Annotated in this window: 16 protein-coding genes; 8 read left to right on the forward strand and 8 right to left on the reverse strand. The window is 68.4% G+C overall.

Annotation, left to right across the window (positions count from 1 at the left end):
• Positions 1 to 48 precede the first annotated feature (48 nt).
• Both ACFRAH_RS17755 and ACFRAH_RS17760 read right to left on the reverse strand, forming a co-directional pair.
• A complete protein-coding gene (locus ACFRAH_RS17755) occupies positions 49 to 957 on the reverse strand; it encodes an LssY C-terminal domain-containing protein (protein ID WP_377992220.1) in 909 nt (302 codons plus the stop codon).
• Complete coding sequence (locus tag ACFRAH_RS17760; RefSeq protein WP_377992221.1) at positions 958 to 1,425, reverse strand: hypothetical protein; 468 nt, start codon at positions 1,423 to 1,425, stop codon at positions 958 to 960.
• 232 nt (positions 1,426 to 1,657) lie between these two features.
• Here ACFRAH_RS17760 and ACFRAH_RS17765 point away from each other — a divergent pair, with 232 nt between their 5' ends.
• Entirely contained in the window at positions 1,658 to 2,644 is a 987-nt protein-coding gene (locus ACFRAH_RS17765) for a peptidase (RefSeq protein ID WP_377992222.1), read from the forward strand.
• Between the two features lie 59 nt (positions 2,645 to 2,703).
• Here the strand turns inward: ACFRAH_RS17765 and ACFRAH_RS17770 are convergent, their stop codons facing one another.
• Positions 2,704 to 4,578 carry a glycoside hydrolase family 15 protein gene (locus tag ACFRAH_RS17770; RefSeq protein ID WP_377992223.1) on the reverse strand — a complete coding sequence of 625 codons (1,875 nt, stop codon included), beginning with the start codon at positions 4,576 to 4,578 and terminating at the stop codon, positions 2,704 to 2,706.
• A gap of 66 nt (positions 4,579 to 4,644) precedes the next feature.
• Here ACFRAH_RS17770 and ACFRAH_RS17775 point away from each other — a divergent pair, with 66 nt between their 5' ends.
• Both ACFRAH_RS17775 and ACFRAH_RS17780 read left to right on the forward strand, forming a co-directional pair.
• Positions 4,645 to 5,934: a pyridoxal phosphate-dependent aminotransferase gene (locus ACFRAH_RS17775; protein ID WP_377992224.1), complete on the forward strand. Its 1,290-nt coding sequence runs from the start codon at positions 4,645 to 4,647 to the stop codon at positions 5,932 to 5,934.
• Positions 5,935 to 6,099: 165 nt separating this feature from the next.
• Positions 6,100 to 6,957 (forward strand): phosphatase PAP2 family protein, encoded by an 858-nt coding sequence (locus ACFRAH_RS17780; RefSeq protein ID WP_377992225.1) that lies wholly within the window; start codon positions 6,100 to 6,102, stop codon positions 6,955 to 6,957.
• A 71-nt stretch (positions 6,958 to 7,028) separates the two neighbouring features.
• Here ACFRAH_RS17780 and ACFRAH_RS17785 read toward each other — a convergent pair whose 3' ends face one another.
• Positions 7,029 to 7,715: a DUF2848 domain-containing protein gene (locus ACFRAH_RS17785; protein ID WP_377992226.1), complete on the reverse strand. Its 687-nt coding sequence runs from the start codon at positions 7,713 to 7,715 to the stop codon at positions 7,029 to 7,031.
• Positions 7,716 to 7,866: 151 nt separating this feature from the next.
• On the opposite strand from ACFRAH_RS17785, the gene ACFRAH_RS17790 reads away from it, so the two are divergent.
• Positions 7,867 to 9,273, forward strand: a complete 1,407-nt coding sequence (locus ACFRAH_RS17790; RefSeq protein ID WP_377992264.1) for an MFS transporter — start codon at positions 7,867 to 7,869, stop codon at positions 9,271 to 9,273.
• A gap of 72 nt (positions 9,274 to 9,345) precedes the next feature.
• Here ACFRAH_RS17790 and ACFRAH_RS17795 read toward each other — a convergent pair whose 3' ends face one another.
• Positions 9,346 to 10,002, reverse strand: a complete 657-nt coding sequence (locus ACFRAH_RS17795) for a GntR family transcriptional regulator (protein ID WP_377992227.1) — start codon at positions 10,000 to 10,002, stop codon at positions 9,346 to 9,348.
• A 32-nt stretch (positions 10,003 to 10,034) separates the two neighbouring features.
• Here ACFRAH_RS17795 and ACFRAH_RS17800 point away from each other — a divergent pair, with 32 nt between their 5' ends.
• Positions 10,035 to 10,829: a carbon-nitrogen hydrolase family protein gene (locus tag ACFRAH_RS17800; protein ID WP_377992228.1), complete on the forward strand. Its 795-nt coding sequence runs from the start codon at positions 10,035 to 10,037 to the stop codon at positions 10,827 to 10,829.
• Between the two features lie 56 nt (positions 10,830 to 10,885).
• On the opposite strand, the gene ACFRAH_RS17805 is transcribed toward ACFRAH_RS17800, so the two are convergent.
• From ACFRAH_RS17805 to ACFRAH_RS17815, 3 genes are all read right to left on the reverse strand, one after another.
• Complete coding sequence (locus ACFRAH_RS17805) at positions 10,886 to 11,683, reverse strand: putative hydro-lyase (protein ID WP_377992229.1); 798 nt, start codon at positions 11,681 to 11,683, stop codon at positions 10,886 to 10,888.
• Entirely contained in the window at positions 11,683 to 13,041 is a 1,359-nt protein-coding gene (locus ACFRAH_RS17810; RefSeq protein ID WP_377992230.1) for an MFS transporter, read from the reverse strand. Before ACFRAH_RS17810 ends, ACFRAH_RS17805 begins: the two co-directional genes overlap by 1 nt.
• Before the next feature lie 326 nt (positions 13,042 to 13,367).
• On the reverse strand, positions 13,368 to 14,042 hold the full coding sequence (locus tag ACFRAH_RS17815) for a GntR family transcriptional regulator (RefSeq protein WP_377992231.1): 675 nt from the start codon (positions 14,040 to 14,042) through the stop codon (positions 13,368 to 13,370).
• A 104-nt stretch (positions 14,043 to 14,146) separates the two neighbouring features.
• On the opposite strand from ACFRAH_RS17815, the gene ACFRAH_RS17820 reads away from it, so the two are divergent.
• From ACFRAH_RS17820 to ACFRAH_RS17830, 3 genes are read left to right on the forward strand one after another with little or no spacing between them, the layout of a single operon-like run.
• Positions 14,147 to 14,905: a LamB/YcsF family protein gene (locus tag ACFRAH_RS17820; protein WP_377992265.1), complete on the forward strand. Its 759-nt coding sequence runs from the start codon at positions 14,147 to 14,149 to the stop codon at positions 14,903 to 14,905.
• Positions 14,906 to 14,930: 25 nt separating this feature from the next.
• Positions 14,931 to 16,655: a carboxyltransferase domain-containing protein gene (locus ACFRAH_RS17825; RefSeq protein WP_377992266.1), complete on the forward strand. Its 1,725-nt coding sequence runs from the start codon at positions 14,931 to 14,933 to the stop codon at positions 16,653 to 16,655.
• On the forward strand, positions 16,655 to 18,421 hold the full coding sequence (locus tag ACFRAH_RS17830) for an acetyl/propionyl/methylcrotonyl-CoA carboxylase subunit alpha (RefSeq protein WP_377992232.1): 1,767 nt from the start codon (positions 16,655 to 16,657) through the stop codon (positions 18,419 to 18,421). The genes ACFRAH_RS17825 and ACFRAH_RS17830 overlap by 1 nt, the downstream gene beginning before the upstream one ends.
• Positions 18,422 to 18,529 lie beyond the last annotated feature (108 nt).

Genomic DNA, 18,529 nt, shown 5'->3' on the forward strand with positions numbered 1-18,529 from the left:
CGCAAGAGGACGACGGCGGGTGCGTCCCGCCGTCGTCCTCTTGCGTTCCTAACCTGTGTCCAGGGGCCGCACGGGATTCTTTTGGCCGGCCGGCTGCAGGTCGATGATGGGAAGGTGCCCGTCGGTGCGGATGTTGTCTCCCCCGCCGTTGCGGTGGTGGTAGCCGGAGGAGAAGTGCCGGATCACGTGCACGGATTCCACGGCGTTGGCCGTTTGCAGTGTGCTGATGATGAAGTCGCGTTCCTGGTCGGTCCCGTCGGCGATCTTGTGCGTGATCTGGAACGTGAAGAGCGAGAGCCCCACGCTCTTGTCGTACGTTCCGGCGCCCACCCAGTCCACGGCGAACCCGCCCGGGAGCATCCAGCCGTCAGGGCATTTCCAGAACCGCACGTGGTGCCGCTTGCGCGGGTTGCCGTCGATTTCCCGCTGGAACGCCATGTCCTGTTTGTTGCCAAAGACGTACAGGGCACTGACCGGCGACTCCGGATAGTTCCGGCCCAGGAGCGTTGAGGTGAGGGTGCGCCAGGCGGTGGCAGGGGTGACGGGGTCGGCCTCGGTCCAGCCTGCCGTGAGCATCGCGGTGCGGAGCTCGTCCGCCGGGCCGATCACCGCGAGATTGACCGGATCGCCCAGCACACCGTCGCCGGTGCGGGCACGCCCGATGAAATAGTTCGGCAAATAGAGGCTGCTGAGGATCTTGTGGACGCGGGGCAGGAAGGCGTAGGCCGCGATCAGCCAGACGGGGAGGAACACCCACACCTGTTCCGGTCCCCTGGCGAGCCGCGCGAGCAGGAAGAAATAGACGGCCCAGCCCACGGCCGCGGTGATGGCCACGTACAGCAGGCGCTGGAGGACTGCGACGACGGTGGCCCACCGGGTGCCCCAGCGCGCCTTCCGGCTGTCCGGCCTGGAGTGTTCGGGTTCCTGCGGCGCTTCGGTTTCTTTGGGAACGGCCACTTACTTGGGCAGGTGCTCCAGCAGGTGCCCTGTGACAGCGCCGTAAGCAACGTGCGGCACGATGTCGCTGACCCAGTCCGCGGCGCTCCAGGTCCGCGGATCGGTCACACCCAGGGCGGTCATCGGAACGTTCGAGACCAGCAGTGCCGCCACGGACGCCACGCCCACCGACCGGACCGGCCCGGTGCGCCAGCCCAGCGACCCGGCCGCCCCCAGCACGGCGCCCAGGCCCATGCCGGTGGCGAGCCCGAGCAGCGGGCCCAGGGCCTCCACCCGGTTCCGGCGCTGGTCCTCATCGCCCGGGATGGTCACGCCTGCCCGCTCCGCCAGCCGCTCCACCGAGTCGGTGGGGGTGGTGCTCGCCGCGCGGCCCCGCCACACCATATCCAGATAGCTGACGGCATTCAGTGCCGTGGTTCCGGCGGCGCCGGCGAGCGCTCCGTTGACTAGTCCTTTGAACAGGGACATCCCGGCTCTCCTTCAGGCTGTGTGCAGGGCATTTCTATGCTGAAACTTACGTGCTGCCACTGATGACGGCAACGCCGGCGGCTCTGATCCGAAATCGAAGTCAGCTTTTGTCGCTCCGTCCCCTTATGCTGTGGGTGATCCATCCCGTGTGATGGCGCAGTGCAACAACAGGGGGACACTGTTGCGTCCGGACTCCAACTGGCGGGAGAGCCCGCCGCCGGCCGATTTTGGCATGCCATCCAGTTACGGCGGACCGGCCGGCTCCGGCATGCCGGCTGACTATGGCGTGACCGCAGAGGGGCTGCCCCCGGGTGTCCGCCGCTCCGCGAGCGGGCGGGTTCCGCAGTGGGCCATCGATGAGGCCTTGGGGATCCAGCAGGGCCCGGCCCCGTGGCGTTCGGGGCCGCCGCTTCCGGTCCGGCCCAAACGCGGGCATGGCCGGAAGTGGGCCATCGGCGCGGGCATCGCCCTGCTGCTGGGGCTCTCCTCCGTGCCGATGCTGTTCGAGCGCTTTGTGCTGCCCGCGGTCCTGCCATACCTCCCCGGAGCCCCGGTGCCGCCGCCGGGAGTCGAGGCTGCGGCGTCCCCGCTCGGGCAGCCACCTGCGAGCACCGGGTCCCGGGCCTACGCGCTGCAGGAATCCCCCGATCCCGGCCAGCCGTTTGCCGCCTACGATCCGTGCCGGCCGGTCCACTACGTGGTCCGTCCGGACAACGCCCCGCCCGGTGCGGACCAGATGATCCGGGAGGCGGTGGCCAAGGTTTCCGCCGCCACCGGACTGCGCTTTGTCTATGACGGCCCCACCACGGAGGCCCCCAGCGATGACCGCGAAACGTATCAGCCGGACCTTTACGGCAAGAGGTGGGCGCCCGTGCTCATTGCCTGGTCCACCCCCGCGGAAAGCCCCGACCTGGCCGGGGACGTCGACGGCCTGGGCGGCAGCGGGTACGCGTACATGGAGGGGCAGCCGTACGTCCGGGTGGCGGGCCAGGTGGCATTGGACGCGCCCGATTTCGCCGACATCCTGAAGTGGCCCGACGGATCCAAGTACGGCCGCGCCGTCATCATGCACGAGCTCGCGCACGTCGTGGGCCTGGACCATGTGGACGACCCCACCCAGCTGATGAACCCGGAAGGCACCGGCGTCACCGAATTCGCTGCCGGAGACCTCGCGGGCCTTGCTGTTCTGGGCGCCGGGGAGTGCGTTCCGGAACTCTGACCCTGCCAGCGGCTCGCCGACGACGGCGGAGGTCCCGCCGTCGTCCGCTTGCCTGGCGTTTAGCCGCCCGAGTTTTCCTGTTCAGCAGCGGCGATGGCCCAGGCGGCGTTGATGAGGCCGATGTGGCTGAAGGCCTGCGGAAAGTTGCCCAGCAGCTCGCGGCCGTCGGCCGCCACCTCCTCGGCGAGCAGCCCCAGGTCCGACGCGAAGCCGGCGGCACGGTCGAAAACTGTGCGGGCACGTCCGGTCTGCCCGGCGAGCGCCAGGGCCTGGGCCAGCCAGAAGGTACAGAGCAGGAAGGTTCCCTCCTCCCCCGGCAGCCCGTCGGCAGCCCTGTAGCGGAAGACCAGCCCGCGGTCATCGGTGAGGTTGCGGTCGACGGCATCGATGGTGGCCAGCATGCGCGGGTCATCGGCGGGCAGGAAGCCCACGATGCAGAGCAGCAGGCTTGAGGCGTCGAGCTCCGCCGAGCCGAAGGACTGGGTGTAGGCGTTCGCGGCCTCGCTCCAGCCTTCGCCGCGGATCGTGGCAGCGATTGCCTCCCGTGCCTGCTCCCAGTCCGGGACCCTGTCCTGCGCGTCCAGGACATCCGCCAGCCGGACGGCGCGGTCCACGGCGACCCAGCACATGAGCTTCGAATGCAGGAAATGGCGGGGCTCGCCGCGGACCTCCCAGATGCCCTGGTCCGGTGCCCGCCACCGGGCGGCGGCGAGGTCTGCAGCACCCGCCAGAAAGCGTTTCGTTTCCGGTTCCAGGTCGGCGAGGTATTCGGGCAGCCGGTCCGCGGCGTCGAGCAGCTCGCCGTAGATATCGAGCTGGCGCTGCTGCCAGGCGCCGTTGCCCACGCGCACCGGCCAGCTGGAGCGCCAGCCCGGGAGGTGCGCCAGTTCCCGCTCGGACAGGTCACGTTCCCCGCCGATGCCGTACATGATCTGCAGATCGTCGCCGTCCTGCTGCGCCGCGACCGCCTGGGCTAGGAAGCGGAAGAACTTTCCGGCCTCGTCGGGACAGGCGGCCACCCATAAGGCCTGCAGCGTCATGCTTGCGTCCCGGATCCAGGTGTACCGGTAGTCCCAGTTGCGGGTTCCGCCGGCCACCTCGGGCAGCGAGGTGGTGGCGGCGGCCACCATGGCACCCGTAGGGAAGTACGTCAGTGCCTGGAGGAACCGTCCGCTGGCGCTGACGAGATCCTGCCACGGCCCGCGGTAGCCCTGGTGCAGTTCCGACCAACTGTTCCAGCCCTGCAGCGTATCCTCGAGCCGGCGCGCGGCTTCCGCCTGGTCCCACAATGGCGGCCGGTCCTCCCAGCTGTGCCGGTGGTGCAGGACGAAATGCGCTGCATCACCCGCACGCAGTGATAGGCGGGCGCGGGCGTGCCCGCCGTCCAGTTCGAAGGGCACCGGGCTGGAAAGAGCCAGCACATCGGCCCCGCCCCTGGCGAGCAGCCCGCCGTCGGCCTGTTGCAGCAGCGGCCGGACCAGCCCGTATTCGGGCCGCGGATCGAAGATCACGTCCACCGCAACCTCCCCGCTGGTGCACCTGACACTCCGCAGCAGCGCGCCCGGAGACCCTGCGCCGAGTTCGTGGCCGCGGTTGCCGTCGCCGAGCAGCAGGGCATCGGTCACCGTGATTGTCCCCGACCCCGAGGTGTGCGTCGTTTCGAGGACCATGCTCGGTCCAACGTAGCGCCGGGACGTTCCGGTGCCGTCCACCGGCCGGATCGCCCAGAATCCGGCCTCTTCGCCGAGAATGCGGCCAAAAACCGAGGGGCTGTCAAAGCGCGGAAAACATAGCCAGTCCACCGATCCGGCCGCCCCCACCAGCGCGGCTGAACGGCAGTCGGAAAGAAGGGCGTAATCAGCAATCGGGTCACTGGCCATGCCCGCACCATAGCGGATTCCGGAGGCCCCGGCGAGGGCGCCGAGGTCATTCATGGCGAACCCGTGGCGGGCCGGACGTTTCACGTTGTCCGGAGCCGCGCAGCTGTGAAAACATGCCTCATGCGCGCCATGCAGAATTCCAGCCGATTGCAAGATGTCCGTTACGACCTCAGGGGTCCGGTGCAGCACGCGGCGAAGAAAATGGAGGCGGAAGGCCACAGCATTCTGCGCATGAACCTCGGGGACCCGGCGCCGTTCGGCCTGCATGCGCCGGAGTCCATCGTGGTGGACATGATCCACCACCTGCGCGAGGCGCAGGGCTACAGCGACTCAAAGGGCATCTTTTCGGCCCGGACCGCCATCTCGCAGTACTACCAGACCAAGGGCCTGATGGAGATCGGCGTCGAGGACATCTTCATCGGCAACGGGGTCAGCGAGCTCATTTCCATGACGCTCCAGGCCTTCCTCGAGGACGGCGACGAGGTCCTGATCCCCTCACCGGACTACCCGCTGTGGACGGCTGCCACCGTGCTCTGCGGCGGCAGCGCCGTGCACTACGTCTGCGATGAGGAGAACAACTGGTGGCCGGACATGGCGGATGTCGAGGCCAAGATCACCGACCGCACGCGGGCGATTGTGCTCATCAACCCGAACAACCCGACCGGCGCTGTGTATCCGCGGCACATCCTGGAGGGGTTCGCCGATCTGGCCCGGCGCCATGACCTCGTGCTGTTCTCCGACGAGATCTACGAGAAGATCCTGTTCGAGGACTACGTCCACATCCACATGGCTTCGGTGGCCCGGGACATCCCGGTGCTGACGTTCTCCGGCCTGTCCAAGGCGTACCGGATGCCCGGCTACCGGGCCGGCTGGGTGGCGGTGAGCGGCCCCCGCTGGGCCACCGCCGCCTACCGGGAATCGCTGGAGCTGCTGGCCTCGCTCCGGCTGTGCCCCAACGTTCCCGCGCAGCACGCGATCCAGACCTCGCTGGGCGGCTACCAGAGCATCACGGACCTGATCCGGCCCGGCGGCCGGCTGCGGGAGCAGCGCGACCTTGCCTGCCGGCTGCTCAACGAGATTCCCGGCGTGAGCTGCGTGCCGGCGGCCGGCGCCATGTACCTGTTCCCGAAGCTGGATCCGGAGATGTACCCGTTCGTGGACGACGAGCAGTTCGTCCTTGACCTGCTGCAGGACCAGAAAATCCTTGTCTCGCACGGAACGGCGTTCCACTGGCACGCCACCGACCATTTCCGGTTCGTCATCCTGCCCGCGGTGGACGATATCCGTGAGGCCGTGCGCCGCATCTCCACCTTCCTGTCCTCATACCGGGCCAAGGCCGGCCGCGCCCGGGCCATGTCCGGCAATGCCGCCCACCACGGCCAGGACGAAGAGCACGAACTGAGCGCCTGAGCACCGCCGCTGATGCTGCGCTGACCACACGGCAGTGGAAAGCGGACGACCGCGGGAGGTTCCCGCCGTCGTCCGCTTTCCTGTTCCCGCGGACAATCAGTAAGGTTGCTTACTAAAGCCCTGCTTGTGGGTGACGTGGCTGAGGACGAGGGACGTGATCCGGCGTTGACTGATAAACAGGGAACACCACAAAAAGGCGTGCGCGGCGAACTCCGCCAGGACACAACCGTCGGCGGCAAGGATCTCACCCGCTGGCAAACCCGCTTCGGCCGGCTTCTGGTCGATGGCGTCCAGCGGATCAGCCAGATCCTGGGTCCGCACGGCGCCCTGGTACTGACGCTGCTGGTGGGCGCGGTGGCCGCAGCCGTGCTGACCGCGGCCTTTGCCGAAGTTTACGAGTCCGTGGTCCGCGCCGACGGGGTGGCCGGCCTGGACCATCCGGTACTGGCAGCCGGCAAGAGCCTGCGCTCCCCCGGCCTGGACGTGGCCATCACGGCCTTCACGGACGTGGGCGGAACCATCGGGATGCCGATCCTCGCGCTGGCAGTGATGGGTATCCTGGCGCTTCGCCGACGGTCCTGGACGCCTGTCATCCTGATCGTCACGGCGGGCCTGGGGTCGCTGCTGATGACCATCGCCGGAAAGCGGCTGATCGGCCGCACCCGCCCGGACCTCAGCGACGCCGTGCCGCCTTACGAACATTCGGCCTCGTTTCCCAGCGGCCATTCCCTGAATGCGGTGGTGATCGCGGGAATCGTGGCCTACCTGATCATCCTGCGGCTAAAGACGGCCCGGAGTCGCGTTCTCACCGGCGCGGCCGCCGCGGTTTTCGCCGCGGCGATGGGCCTGAGCCGGGTATACCTTGGCCACCACTGGCTCACCGATGTGCTCGCCGCATGGGCGCTCGGCGCGGCTTGGCTGGCTCTCGTGATCACGGCCCACCGGCTCTACCTGACAGTCCGGAAGCGACGGGCGCGCGGGCAGGTTCCGGCGGGAGCGGCACCCAGGGCAGGACGCACTTAAGGTGACGGACGACGGCGGGTGCTTCCCGCCGTCGTCCGCTGTCCTGTTCTTGTGGACGCCTGTGCTGACGGTCAGCCGATCGGCTCTGCCATCTGCTCCACGACATACTGGGCGTCCACGGAGTTGCCGGTCACGGGGTCGGCCATTTCCACCTTCCAGCTGCGGGCGAACTGGTTCACGCCGCCGGTCATGGCCACCGTGCCGGAGATGAGCACCGTTCCGGGGGCGTTCAGGCCGCGTTCGGTGAGGACATCCAGCCAGTAATCCGGGGTCAGCAGGGCCTCCAGCGAGCTGTCCTGGATGAGCGTGTCGGGGGTGTCCCCCTCCCCCACCCAGCCCTTCAGCGTGATTTTGTCCAAGTGGTCCCGCACGTCCTCGAGCCGCCACGCCTTGCGGCCCAGCACGTCCGGGCTCGCGTTCTTGCTCCAGGCCACCCCGTGCACCTCCAGCTGGCGGTCGGTGTGGTCGCAGGCAACCGTGAGCAGCACGCCCTCCCCGGTGATGACGAGCGCCCATTCGGCCTCTCCGGAAGTCCTGTCATGCTGTACCTGGATTTCCGATACCTGCTGGGCCAGATAGGGGGACACTGGATACAGGGCGGGAGTTGTGGCCGGGCCCGGAACGCCAAGTTCAGCGAGCTCAGCGATATGGGCCTGGACTTCATCCTGTTCCCGCCCCGCATAGCCGGCATTCAGGAGGTGCTTGACCTCGACATTCTGCGTACGCCCGTCGGGTAGTTCAAAGCTCAGAGTCGTCATCGTGGATCCATCCTTTGCATGTGCTGCTGGAGAAATTTTTACAAACCGGAAACCGGAATCAGTCGCCAATGTACATCCAGTATGCGTAATGTATACATTTAACGCCAGCGTGACAGGCGTCACTACAGAAAACCTCGTGGAGGACAACATCATGGCCAATGCTCCAGTTCCGGCTTCCGGCGAAGCGCCGCATCCGCATCCGCATGCCACCCCGCACCCGACGGTTCACCCCAAGGGCCTGTACAAGGCCTTTGCCGCCAGCCTCACCGGCACCGCACTTGAGTGGTACGACTTCGCCGTCTACTCGGCGGCGGCCGCCGTCGTATTTCCCATCGTCTTCTTCCCGGCGACCGACCCGCTGACCGGCACCATCCTCGCCTTCTCCACCTATGCCGTGGGGTACGTTTCCCGCCCGGTCGGCGGAATCATCTTCGGCCGGCTCGGGGACCGCATCGGCCGCAAGAAGGTCCTGGTGACCACGCTGATGATCATTGGTGTGGCCACCGTGCTGATCGGCGTGCTGCCCGGATACGCCAGCATCGGCGCCACCGCCGGGATCCTCCTGGTCCTGCTGCGGTTCGCCCAGGGCGTGGGCGTGGGCGGCGAATGGGGCGGCGCGGTCCTGCTCTCCAGCGAATACGGCGATCCGCACCGCCGCGGCTTCTGGGCCTCCGCCGCGCAGGTGGGCCCGCCCGCGGGCAACCTGCTGGCCAACGGCGCCCTCGCCATCCTGACGGTCTCCCTGACCGAGGAGCAGTTCCTGAGCTTCGGCTGGCGGATCGCATTCCTGGTGTCCGCCGTGCTGGTGGCCTTTGGCCTGTGGATCCGGCTGCGGCTGGAGGACACCCCGATCTTCAAGGCGATCGAGGCGCACGGCGAACAGCCCCACGCCCCGGTCCGCGAGGTGTTCAGCAAGGAACTCCGGCCGCTGATCGCCGCGATTCTGTGCCGCGTGGGCCCCGATGTGCTGTACGCCCTGTTCACCGTCTTCACGCTCACCTACGGCATCCAGGTCCTCGGCTACGAGCGCAACCAGGTCCTCACCGCCGTCCTCATCGGCTCCGCCTTCCAGCTCTTCATGATCCCGCTGGCCGGCGCCGTCTCCGACCGCGTCAACCGCCGCCTGGTCTACGCGGTCGGCGCCACGGTTGGCGCCGTCTGGACGTTCATCTTCTTCGGCGTCCTCGGCGGGAACAACCAGCCGATGCTGATCATCGGCATCGTGCTCGGCCTCATGGCGCACTCGTTCATGTACGGCCCGCAGGCGGCCTTCATCGTGGAGCAGTTTTCTCCGCGGCTGCGGTCCACCGGCAGCTCGCTCGCCTACACGTTCGCCGGCGTCATCGGAGGCGCCATCGCGCCCCTGCTGTTCACCGTGCTGCTGTCCGAGTTCCACACCTGGATTCCGGTGGCCATCTATGTGGCCGTGGCAGCAGCGGTCACCCTCGTGGGACTGGCCCTCGGCCGGGACAACGACACCGTGGAGGACCTGGACTACCGGATGCTCCTGGAGGGTTCGGCCTCCGCCCGCGCGCAGTCCGGCGCCGAATCCGTCTAGCGGTTTGGAGTTTTTGTACAGATATCGGCCGCTGAGGGCCTCGGAAGTCCGATTATCTGTACAAAAACTCCATCAGGTGCGGAGCAGGATGTCGCGGGTGACGGCCAGGTGATGGTCGATCGCTTCCTGCGCCTTCGGCGCGTCTCCGGACACCAGGGCATCGAGGATGTCCTGGTGTTCGGAGCACACCTGCTCCCGCCTGCCGCCCGTCCGGAACAGGGCGGAAACCCCGACGACGATCTGCCGGACGTGCAGCTTGCTGTAGGTCCGGGAAATGAGCTCGTTGCCGGCCGCGTCGATGAGCTGCTGGTGGAAAAGGGTATCCAGCCGGATGAACTCCTGCGCAGCCTCCGCGCCCTGGCCTTCAGGCAGTTTGGACTGCTGGTCGAGGGTCTCCTGCATCTTGCCGGCCGGCACGCTGCGGTGCTCAATGACGAGCCGCGCGGCGTGGCTTTCCAGCACGCCGCGCAGTTCCATCAGTTCCGAGATTTCACGGCCGGTCACCGGAGGGACGTAGGCGCCGCGCTGCGGGATCAGTTCCACCAGCCCGTCGGAGACCAGCAGCAGCAGGGCCTCGCGGACAGGGGTGCGGGAAACCCCGATTTCGGCGGCGAGCTCCTGCTCGTTAAGGAAGCGCCCCTGCACCTCCGGGTCGGTCAGGATGTTCTCACGCAGATAGGCGTAGGCCTTCTCCCGGCCGGACGCCGCTGTCCCCGAACTTTTTCGCATACATCAGGTATACAACAGAGAAGAGCAGATTCATGCGTTTAGCAGTTGCCCAGATCGTCACAGGCGCCAGTCTGGAAGCCAACCTGGAGCTGATCCGAGACTACGCCACACAGGCCAAGGCGGCAGGCGCCGAACTGGTGGTCTTCCCCGAAGCGGCCATGCGCGCCTTCGGAAATCCGCTGGCCGATATCGCCGAACCGCTCGACGGGCCGTGGGCCACGGCGGTGCGGGCCATTGCAGCGGAGCTGGACATCGCCGTCGTGGCCGGCATGTTCACCCCCGGCGACGGCGGACGGGTGCGGAACACGCTCCTGGTGACCGGACCGGGGATCGACACGTCCTATGACAAGATCCACCTCTTCGACGCGTTCGGGTTCGCCGAGTCCGATTCGGTGGATGCCGGAACGTCGCCGGTGACGTTCGAGCTTAAGGGCACCACGATCGGCCTGGCCACCTGCTACGACGTGCGCTTCCCGGCACTGTTCACGGCCAACGCCCGGGCCGGCGCCGCCATCAACATCGTCTGCGCCTCCTGGGGTGCCGGCGATGGCAAAGCCGAGCAGTGGGACCTGCTGGTCCGTGCCCGTGCGGTGGACAGCACCACGTTCGTGGTGGCGTGCGGCCAGGCCGACCCTGCAACTCTCGGGCTGCCGTCCGCCGGCGCCGCCCCCACGGGGATCGGCCGCAGTGCGGTGGTATCGCCGCTCGGTTCCCCGCTGGTGGCCCTGGGCGGCGCACCTGAACTGGCCGTCGTCGACGTCGACCCGTCCGTCATCCCCGATGTCCGCGGAAAGCTGCCCGTGCTGGCAAACGCCAGGAGCTTCTAGGCCACAATCAAAAGCGGGGCAGGGCCACATTAGCCCTGCCCCGCCGTCGTTCTGGTTTACTGCCCTGCCGGCACCCGGTACGCGCTCTCCGGAACGTCCGTGATGAACATGTGCCCGGGAGCATGGCTGATGGCGAACGCCGGTTTGGACGCCATCACCGCACTCTGCGGGGTGACACCGCAGGCCCAGAACACCGGCACCTCCCCCGGGCGGACGTCCACGGGATCGCCGAAGTCGGGGCTGGCGAGATCGGCGATGCCCAGCGCTTCCGGTGACCCGACGTGGACCGGGGCGCCGTGGACCTTGGGCACTTCGGCGGTGACCCGGACGGCCGTGTCCACAAGGGCGGCCGGCATCGGGCGCATCGAGACCACCATGCGGCCGTGGATCCGCCCGGCCGGGGTGCACTCGACGTCCGTCCGGTACATGGGGACATTGCGGCCCATCTCGGTGTGGCGCAGCGGAATGCCCTCTGCGGCCAGCGCGGCCTCGAAGGTGAAGCTGCAGCCGATGAGCACGCCCACCATGTCCTCGCGCCACAGCGACCGGACGTCGGGGACTTCGTCCACCAGGAGCCCGTCCCTCCACACCCGGTAGGCGGGGATGTCGGTCCGGATGTCGGAGCCATGGGCGAGGGAGCTTTCGAACTGCCCCGCAGGAATGACGTCGACGACGGGGCACGGCTTGGGGTTCAGGCGGCAGAATTCGAGGAATTCGTCCGCGTAGTCCGCCGTCACCGCGATCAGGTTGGCCTGGGTGTAGCCGTCGCTCCAGCCGGAGGTGGGTGTGACCAGGCCGCCGCGGAACTGCCGGCGGGCTTCCGACGGCGGCAGGAGGGCCTTCGCCTGTGTCATCAGGCTGCGCTTTCGGCAGGTTCCGAGGATGCCCGCAGGTATTCCTCGTCCTCGGCGACGTCGGAGTCGCGGCCCAGGGCGAGGCCCACCACGGTCAGGAGGCAGGCGACGGTCAGGTAGATGGCCACCGGGACCCAGCTGTGGAAGGTGCTCTGCAGCAGGGTGAACATGAACGGTGCGATGGCGCCGCCAATGATGCCGGCGAAGGTGTACGCCAGGGAGCTGCCGGTGGACCGTAGCCGCGGGGAGAACTGTTCGACGACGAACGCGGCCTGCGGGCCGTACATGAAGGAGTGGCACAGCAGGCCCAGCACGGTTCCCACCACGAGCATCACCGGGGAGCGGCCTTCCAGCACGATAAAGAAGAGGTAGCCCCATACCGCTGCCGCCACGGCTGCGATTCCGTAGACGAGGCGCCGGTTGATCCGGTCGGAGAGGGCGCCCGCGAGCGGCATGGTGAAGAGCTGCAGGCCCGAGCCGATGAGCACGGCCAGGAGCACCTGCCCGCGGTCGAAGCCGAGTTCCTGGATGCCGTAGGTCAGCGTGAAAACCGTGCAGAGCGCGTAGGTGACGTCCGGGCCGATGCGGCTGAGCATGGCTGCCAGGAGAGGGCGTTTCTGCGTGGCGAGGAGTTCCCTGATGGGTGCCTTGGGCTGCTCGCCGCGGGCTTCCATGGCTTTGAAGATGGGGGTGTCCTCGAGCTTCAGGCGGATCCACAGGCCGAACGCCACCAGCAGTGCCGAGATCAGGAAGGCGATTCGCCAGCCGTAGTCCAGGAATGCCTGCTCGGACAGGGCCAGGGTGAGGACGGCGAGTGCGCCGTTGGCCAGGAGGTTTCCGGCGGGCGGGCCGATCTGCGCGGCCGAGGCCCAGAAGCCGCGCCTGCTGGGTTCCCCGAATTCACTGGACAGCAGGACAGCACCGCCCCATTCGCCGCCGACCCCCACACCCTGCGCGAACCGCAGGAAGACGAGGATGGCCGGGGCGATGACGCCGATGTTGCCATAGGTGGGCAGCAGGCCGATCAGGAAGGTGGCCACACCGATCAGCATCAGGGTGAAAACCAGGATTTTCTTGCGCCCGATCTCGTCGCCGAGCCGGCCGAAGATGATGCCGCCGACCGGCCGCGAGATGTAGCCCACGGCGTACGTCGAGAAGGCCAGCAGGGTCCCCGTCACGGGGTCCGACGCCGGGAAGAAGATCAGCGGGAAAACGATGGCGGCAGCCGCGGAGTAGACGGCGAAGTCGTAGAACTCCAGCGCGGTCCCAGTGAGGCTGGCCGCGAATGCCTTGTACATGTCCTTGCGGCCGACGGCGGGCCTCGCCTCTGCGGCGGCCATTGCGGATTGATTGGCCATTGGTTCCTCCATGAAGAGTGTGGACGGCATCCGTTTGGCTGCGGATGCGCTGGTGCGCCGGTCTGCCCGGTCCTGCGGCGTTGCCAGGACGCGGGCGCCGAGGCTGATTGGCGGCTTCCCCGAACTGCCGCCGAAAGCGGAACATTCTGTTGGATTGTGGAAATGTAGAACAATCCTGAACTTGTTGAACAATGTACGCGACGTGGATCACATCGTCAAGGGGCGTCACCGAGCGCTGGTTAAAGCGCGAACATACAGTTGTGGCCCCTGGGAAGCGGTTCCCAAGGGCCACAACTGTACGTTCGCGCTGCAGTGGTTCGCGGTAGCTAGGACGAGTGGACGGCGGTCTGGTGCTCCTCGGAGCGGTCGAGGTAGGCCAGGAGGCGCTCGGCGGCACGCTCGTACTCCCCGGCCTCAAGGGCCTTACAGATCTCCTCGTTGTCAGCAAGGTAATCCTGGTAGAAGCCGCCGTCGATGGAGGCCTTGTGGAAGAACAGCCTCATCTCGGCCAGTACCTGCGACATGATGGTATTCAGGCGTTCACTGCCGGCCATCGCCACGAGGGCGCCGTGAAAATGCGCGTTGGCACTGCCCAGCCCCTCACTGTCACCCGCCCCGGCCGCGCGCTTGCCTTCTTCCACGGCCGCGCGCACCGCGGCAATGCCTTCGGCGCTGCCGCCACCCCGTACGGCGCTCACTTCAATGGCACGCCGGACGGCATAGACGTCGTGGATGTCGCTGGCTTCGAGGCTGGCCACGAAGACGCCGCGGTTGGGCTGGCGGACCACCAGCCGTTCGCTGGCGAGTTCGGCAAATGCCTCGCGGACGGTATTGCGGGAGACGCCGAGCTCCTCGGACAGCGCCTCCTCCTTCAGCTTGGCCCCCGGGGGAAGTGCGCCTTCGGCGATCTGGAGCCGGAGCTCACTCGCCACGCGGGTGGCCACGGAAGGGACGGCCACGCGGAGCCGGGATGCGCCTGCGCTCGGGTTTTCTGCTGCCATACCTCAGAATCTACACGAACCACCACAATTGGATTGTTGAATTGTTGAACATTTTTGCCGAAGGGTGCATCCTTGTCTAAGGACGAGTTGAGATGAGGGTCACAATGCACGCAATAGATTTGAACAGCGACGTCGGTGAATCCTTCGGGCGATGGAGCCTGGGAGACGACGCCGCCATGATGGCCTCCGTGTCGAGCGCCAATGTCGCCTGCGGTTTCCATGCCGGCGACCCCAGCGTCATCAGGTCCACCTGCGAGGCGGCCGCCAGGGCCGGCGTGGTGGTCGGTGCCCACGTGGGCTACCGCGACCTGGCCGGATTCGGGCGCCGGTACATGGAGGTGGACCCGCGCGAACTGGCCGACGACGTCGTCTACCAGATCGGCGCGCTGCAGGCCCTGGCCGCAACCGCAGGCACCAGGGTCCGCTACGTGAAGCCGCACGGCGGCCTCTACAACGCCATCGTCCACAACACGGCCCAGGCACGCGCCGTCGTGGACGCGGTCAAGGCCGTGGACCCGGCACTGCCCATTCTCGGCCTGCCCGGATCCGAAGTCCTGCGCCTCGCGGAGGCCGCCGGGCTCCGCGCCGTCGCCGAAGCGTTCGCGGACCGCGCGTACAACCCGGACGGCACGCTCACCTCCCGCTCCCAGCCCGGTTCCGTGCTGGAGGACCCGGAGGCAGTTGCCGCCCGCGTCCTGCAGATGACCACCGGCGAGGCCATCCGTGCCATCGACGGCTCTGACCTGAAGATCGATGCGGAATCGGTGTGCGTCCACGGTGATTCCCCCGGCGCGGTGGCCATGGCTGTGGCCGTGAAGCGCGCGCTCGACGACGCCGGAATCACCGTCAAGGCGTTCGTCTAGCATGAAGCGGCGGATTCAGGACCCGATGGCAAACACCAACTTTGAAACACCCTCCGCTGCATCCGGCGGAACCGGGCAAAGCGCCCGCCCGGGCAGGGTGCGCGCGGTGCGGCCGGTGGGGACGCGCACGGTCCTCGCACAAGTCTCAGGCCTGCAGGACGTGCTCGCCCTGCAGGCCGCGCTCCTCGAGGCTCCGCTTCCGGGGCAGCAGGACGTCCTGGCCGCCGCCGAAACCGTCATGGTCAGGGCCGAATCACCCGCCGCTGCCCGGCGGATCGGCCAGGCCCTGCTGGAGATGGACCTCACGGCACCGGCGGAGCAGGCCGGCGGCCTGGTGGTCATTGACACCGTGTACGACGGCGAGGATCTCGCCGAAGTGGGAAAGCTGACCGGCCTCGGTGCCGACGGGGTTATCGCCGCCCACACCGGCCAGGTCTGGACTGTTGCCTTCGCGGGCTTCGCGCCTGGCTTTGGCTACATGGTGGGCGAGAACCAGGCCCTGGAAGTCCCGCGCCGGAGTTCCCCGCGCACCGCGGTCCCGGCAGGATCGGTGGCGCTCGCCGGGAATTACTCCGCCGTCTACCCCCGCAAATCCCCCGGAGGATGGCAGCTGATCGGCCGCACCGGCGCCAAAATGTGGGACCTCGACCGTCCGGAGCCGGCGCTGGCCAGCCCCGGGCACCGGGTGCAGTTCCGCGCGGTCCGCGACGTGGTCAACGTGTCCAGCCAAACCGTCGCCCAGCAGGCTGCCCCGGAAACCACGTCCGGACTCCGCGTCCTGGCACCCGGGATCCATAGCCTCATCGAAGACCTGGGCCGGCAGGGGCACTCGGCCCTCGGCGTCTCCGCCGCCGGTGCGCTGGACCGGGCCTCGCTCCGGCGGGCAAACCGCATTGTCGGGAACGCGTCGTCGGCCGCCGCCATCGAGACCGTCTCCGGCGGCCTCAGGGTGCAGGCCGTCGGGGACCAGGTCCTGGCCGTCGCGGGGGCGACGTCGGCACTCACCGTGGTGACGCCGTCGGCCTCCCCCGACGCGGCGGAAGCTGGCGGTGCAGACAACACCTCGGAGTCGCGGGAGCGCACCGTTCCCGTGGCCGCCCCGTTCGCCCTCCTCGACGGCGAGATTCTCACCATCGGTGTTCCCGACGCCGGCTTCCGCAGCTACATCGCTGTCCGCGGCGGTGTGGACGTGAAGCCGGTGCTGGGCAGCCGCTCCACGGACACGATGTCCGGCATCGGGCCGCAGCCTCTGGCGGCAGGCCAGCTGCTGCCGGCCGGCGGCGAAGCCGAGTCAGGCGTCGTGGGCAGCCCGGAGCTCCAGCCGGATTATCCGCATGGCGGGGCCACCGTGCTGGACATTGTCCCGGGCCCGCGCGCGGACTGGTTCGACCAGGCCGCGATCGACTCCCTCTTCGCCCAGGACTGGACGGTCAAGCCGGAGTCCAACCGCGTGGGCATGAGGCTGCAGGGAACACCACTTCAGCGCAGCCGCACCGGCGAGCTGCCCAGTGAGGGGACGGTGGCGGGCGCCATCCAAATGCCGCCGGAGGGCCTGCCCGTCCTCTTCCTCGCCGACCACCCCATCACGGGCGGCTACCCGGTGATCGGCGTGGTGGTGGACCACCAGCTGGACCTCGCCGCCCAGGTCCCGATCGGCGGGAGCATCCGCTTCCGCATTGCCCCCGGAACTGCCGCAGCGTCCCCCGCCGGCCCCTCCGACGAAACTCCAGAACGAAAAGCGAGCAACTGATGCACAAGGTCCTCATAGCCAACCGCGGCGAAATCGCCGTCCGCATCGCCCGGGCCTGCGACGACGCCCAGCTGGCCTCCGTGGCCGTGTACGCGGACATCGACGCTGACGCCATGCACGTCGCCGCCGCAGACGAGGCCTTCAGCCTTGACGGCAACTCGCCGGCGGACACCTACCTGAACATCGGCAAGCTCCTCGCCGCGGCAGCCGCCTCCGGCGCGGACGCGGTCCACCCCGGCTACGGCTTCCTGTCCGAGAACGCCGACTTTGCGCAGGCAGTGCTGGACGCCGGGCTCGCGTGGATCGGCCCGTCGCCGGAGGCCATCCGCCAGCTCGGCAACAAGATCACTGCCCGCGAGATCGCGGTCCGCGCCGGCGCCCCGCTCGTGGCCGGCAGCGACGGCCCTGTTGAATCCGCGTCGGAGGCCCGCGCCTTCGCGGAGGAGCACGGCCTCCCGATCGCCATCAAGGCAGCATTCGGCGGCGGCGGCCGCGGCCTGAAGGTGGTCCGGAACATGGAGGAGGTGGAGGAGGCCTTCGACTCCGCCGTCCGCGAGGCGGTGGCCGCATTCGGGCGCGGCGAATGCTTCGTGGAGCGCTACCTGGACCGGCCGCGGCACGTGGAGGCGCAGGTGCTGGCGGACACGCACGGCAACGTCATCGTCGTCGGAACCCGGGACTGTTCCCTCCAGCGCCGGCACCAGAAGCTGGTGGAGGAGGCGCCCGCGCCGTTCCTCAGCGACGGGCAGCGAGCGCAGATTTACGACGCCGCCAAGGCAGTTTGCCGGGAAGCCGGCTACTCGGGTGCGGGGACGGTGGAATTCCTGGTCGCCGCGGACGGCACGGTCGCCTTCCTCGAGGTGAACACGCGGCTGCAGGTGGAGCACCCCATCACCGAGGAGACCACAGGGATCGACCTGGTCCAGGAACAGTTCCGGATCGCCGCCGGGGAGCGACTCCGCTTCACCGAGGATCCCTCGCCGCGTGGCCACGCCTTCGAGTTCAGGATCAACGCGGAGGACGTGGGCCGCGGCTTCCTGCCCTCGCCCGGCACCGTCGGCGAGTTCACGGCTCCCACCGGCCCGGGCATCCGGCTGGACACCGGAGTCCGCTCCGGCTCCTTCGTGGCACCGCAGTTCGACTCGCTGCTGGCCAAGCTGATCGTCACCGGCGCGGACCGCCAGCAGGCGCTGCGGCGTGCCCGCCGTGCACTGGCAGAGATCAGCATCACCGGCGTGGCCACCGTTCTGCCGTTCCACCGTGCCGTTGTGGAGGCCCCTGACTTCACCTCCGAGTCCGGGCTGGACGTCCACACGCGCTGGATCGAGACCGACTTCGCGGACAGCATCCCGGCGGATCCCGGCTTCAGCCCCGCCGGCCCCGAGGGCCGGCGGCGCACCATCACCGTCGACGTGGACGGACGCCGGCTCGCCGTCGGGCTTCCCGCCGACCTGCTGGAAGGCTGGGCACGCTCGGGCCAGGGGCTTCCCGTCGGTGTTCCGGCCGTGCATGCCGACGGCGGCTCTCCGGACGGCGGGTCCGGCACCTCCGACCCCGCGGAACTCCGCGCCGCCATGAGCGGCACCGTGGTGAAGTGGCTCGTGCAGCCGGGCAGCGAGGTGGCCGAAGGCGATCCCGTGGTGGTCCTGGAGGCGATGAAGATGGAGACCAGCGTTCCCGCCCACCGCGGCGGCGTCGTGTCCGGCGTCGCCGCCGGAGCAGGCGAACTGGTCACCGCCGGATCGGTCCTGGCACTGATCGGTTAGGCGGCTAGGGCGCGAATGTACAGTTGTGGGGGGGGGGGGGGGGGGACGGGGGGGGGCAACCAGGAGCGGGAGGGGAGAAGGGGGTGTGGGATATTCAGAGTACAAAGA

The organism is Arthrobacter sp. NPDC056727 (assembly GCF_042790555.1).
Classification (GTDB): domain Bacteria; phylum Actinomycetota; class Actinomycetes; order Actinomycetales; family Micrococcaceae; genus Arthrobacter.

Bases quoted from the DNA above. Each gene is read 5' to 3' on its own strand.
- ACFRAH_RS17760 (WP_377992221.1), bottom strand. From the start codon at position 1,425: ATGTCCCTGTTCAAAGGACTAGTCAACGGAGCGCTCGCCGGCGCCGCC.
- ACFRAH_RS17765 (WP_377992222.1), top strand. From the start codon at position 1,658: ATGCCATCCAGTTACGGCGGACCGGCCGGCTCCGGCATGCCGGCTGAC.
- ACFRAH_RS17770 (WP_377992223.1), bottom strand. From the start codon at position 4,578: ATGAATGACCTCGGCGCCCTCGCCGGGGCCTCCGGAATCCGCTATGGT.
- ACFRAH_RS17775 (WP_377992224.1), top strand. From the start codon at position 4,645: ATGCGCGCCATGCAGAATTCCAGCCGATTGCAAGATGTCCGTTACGAC.
- ACFRAH_RS17785 (WP_377992226.1), bottom strand. From the start codon at position 7,715: ATGACGACTCTGAGCTTTGAACTACCCGACGGGCGTACGCAGAATGTC.
- ACFRAH_RS17790 (WP_377992264.1), top strand. From the start codon at position 7,867: ATGGCCAATGCTCCAGTTCCGGCTTCCGGCGAAGCGCCGCATCCGCAT.
- ACFRAH_RS17795 (WP_377992227.1), bottom strand. From the start codon at position 10,002: ATGCGAAAAAGTTCGGGGACAGCGGCGTCCGGCCGGGAGAAGGCCTAC.
- ACFRAH_RS17800 (WP_377992228.1), top strand. From the start codon at position 10,035: ATGCGTTTAGCAGTTGCCCAGATCGTCACAGGCGCCAGTCTGGAAGCC.
- ACFRAH_RS17805 (WP_377992229.1), bottom strand. From the start codon at position 11,683: ATGACACAGGCGAAGGCCCTCCTGCCGCCGTCGGAAGCCCGCCGGCAG.
- ACFRAH_RS17810 (WP_377992230.1), bottom strand. From the start codon at position 13,041: ATGGCCAATCAATCCGCAATGGCCGCCGCAGAGGCGAGGCCCGCCGTC.
- ACFRAH_RS17815 (WP_377992231.1), bottom strand. From the start codon at position 14,042: ATGGCAGCAGAAAACCCGAGCGCAGGCGCATCCCGGCTCCGCGTGGCC.
- ACFRAH_RS17820 (WP_377992265.1), top strand. From the start codon at position 14,147: ATGCACGCAATAGATTTGAACAGCGACGTCGGTGAATCCTTCGGGCGA.
- ACFRAH_RS17825 (WP_377992266.1), top strand. From the start codon at position 14,931: ATGGCAAACACCAACTTTGAAACACCCTCCGCTGCATCCGGCGGAACC.
- ACFRAH_RS17830 (WP_377992232.1), top strand. From the start codon at position 16,655: ATGCACAAGGTCCTCATAGCCAACCGCGGCGAAATCGCCGTCCGCATC.